The sequence below is a fragment of the Marinitoga sp. 38H-ov genome (assembly GCF_011057715.1).
Lineage (GTDB): Bacteria > Thermotogota > Thermotogae > Petrotogales > Petrotogaceae > Marinitoga.
The window spans coordinates 1-1,878 of the sequence record NZ_LNGH01000038.1 but is presented as its reverse complement, the minus strand read 5'-3'; the positions used below and the strand labels follow the sequence as shown (position 1 = coordinate 1,878).

Below are 1,878 nucleotides of genomic sequence, written 5' to 3'. Positions count from 1 at the left end.
TCATATTTTCATATAGATAGTATCTTAACCCTAAGTTGTATACACCAAGAATATCTAGTAAGGGAGCTGTGGAAATTTCCATATTTGAAAAAGAAAATCCAATACTTTCAAAATTAACAAAGAAACCCTCATCATGTTGAGGAACAATGTCGGACTTTACTGAAAAGCCAATTACACTAATAATAATAAATGATATAATACTTATTTTTTTCATAATATAACCTCCTCGTGTATAATGTTTTCATATAATTAATAAATCTGATATTTATTTTTAAAAAAATAATTCTAACTCTGAGTTATTATATAACTAAAGTAATTCTGTCACCTCCTGCACTTAAGTGCCTTGAATAGTCTGACTAACTTTGGTATATAAGTTGAATTGCTACCGGAGAATGAGCTATAGCTCTTACATATAACGAGGCTCTTTTCTTATATACCCAGAGTTAGAATCTAATTCTGAAAGGTTGTGTTTCTATGTTGTTTGTTGGTATCGATGTTTCTAAAGATAAACTTGATTATTTTCTTGATAATTCTATCAAAGGTGTTGTTGATAATTCTATCGATGGTTACGAGAAACTTGTTTCTATTTTTAAAGATATGGACGATATCGCTTTTGTTTTGGAACCTACTGGTATTTATTCTAAAAATATTTTTGTTTTTCTTAAGTCTCATGGTTTTGATGATTTATTCTTTGTTTCCCCTTCTAATGTTTCCAGTACCAGAAAGATTCTTAATTGGCCTAAAACTGATAAATTAGATGCTAAAGTTATTCAAAAAACTGCTATTAAGTTTCCTGAGAATCTTACTCCTTTTGTTCTTAAAGATTCTTTTTTTGAATCCCTTAGAGAAATTACTCGTTCAAGATATCATATTTCTCATCAATTAGCTGCTGAAAAAACTTATCTTGCTAGTTTGATTGCAGCTTATTTCCCTGGTCTAGCTAAGGAACTTAATTTATCTAAAACTCTTTTAACTATTTTATCTGATTATTCCGCTGAAGATATTTATAATATGTCTATTAATGATTTATTTAGTTTAGTTTCTTCTTTATCTAAAAGAAGACTCGGTATTGATTTTGCTAAGAAACTTAAGTCTATTATTACTAAGGTTTATCGTTCTACTTTGAATGATTTTAATACGGCTAATTTTAATATTGCTCTTGCTTTTGATAGAATTAAACTTTTACAATCCCAAATCGATCGTATTGACAAACAACTAAACTTATATTTTAAACGTTTAAATACAACTCTTGATACTATACCAGGTATTTCTGTTATTTTATCTATGTCTATTATTTCTGAAATTATTAATATTGATAATTTCGCATCTGATTCTAAATTATCTTCTTATGCAGGATTACGTTGGGATTTAAATGATTCTGGTAAAAAAACTGATAATCACAAAAATTTATCAAAAAAAGGAAATAAATATCTAAGATATTATCTATATCAGGCAGCTTCTTGTGCTATTAGGTATGATCCTGTTCTTAAATCTTATTACAAAAAGAAAAGAGATCAAGGTAAATCTCACAAAGCTGCTGTTGTTTTAACTGCTAGAAAACTAGTTAGAAGTATTTATTATATGCTTAAAAATAATTCATCCTATAATCCTATTGAATTATCTCAATCTTCTAAAAAAATGGTGTTTTTAAAGGATGATAGTAATAATCAATAATAATAATTAAGCGTTTACAATTAACAAAACAACTAAATAATTCTAATTTTTGCACCATGTGCATAATATTTGTTTTACTCTTTTTTCTATCTGTATTATTCTGAATTCTTGTTATTTTTCATCTTTGTTAATTTTCATTGTTTTTTTATTTCCCTCTTGACTTATTACCGGAGACTATTTATTAATTTTTTCACTTTCACTATT

Annotated in this window: 1 protein-coding gene and 1 pseudogene; one reads left to right on the top strand and one right to left on the bottom strand. The window is 26.8% G+C overall.

Features of this window, described 5'->3' with window-relative positions; translation table 11 throughout:
• Positions 1-214: pseudogene (locus AS160_RS09155) on the bottom strand (hypothetical protein); the annotation flags it as partial.
• Between the two features lie 260 nt (positions 215-474).
• On the opposite strand from AS160_RS09155, the gene AS160_RS09150 reads away from it, so the two are divergent.
• Positions 475-1,674, top strand: a complete 1,200-nt coding sequence (locus AS160_RS09150; protein ID WP_165148027.1) for an IS110 family transposase — start codon at positions 475-477, stop codon at positions 1,672-1,674.
• The last annotated feature ends 204 nt before the right edge of the window (positions 1,675-1,878 follow it).